At 70.4% G+C, this 250-nt stretch carries 1 protein-coding gene; it reads right to left on the reverse strand.

From position 1 onward, the window contains the following. The coding region (locus MXD60_RS26435; RefSeq protein ID WP_248822411.1) for a hypothetical protein at positions 1 to 250 on the reverse strand (250 nt) is incomplete at both ends.

Here is a 250-nt window from a genome sequence, read left to right on the forward strand (position 1 = left end):
GGCCCTGGGCGTCCTTGATGGCGGCCTCGCCAAAGCCGGGCAGGCCCAGCCGTTCTGCCACGGCGAAGAGAAAGCTCTCCACATTCACGGGCTGGCCGCCGGCCGTGCGCGCCACGGCGGGCTGCACCACGGGCCAGCGCACGGTGGAGCTTTTGGCCACCACGTCGGCCCAGGGCGCCGAGATGCCCCAGCTCTCGTAGGTCACGGTGTCGGGCACGATGAAATCGGCCAGCGCGCTGGTCTCGTTGAT

This window comes from Frankia sp. AgB32, from assembly GCF_023243045.1.
Lineage (GTDB): Bacteria > Actinomycetota > Actinomycetes > Frankiales > Frankiaceae > Frankia.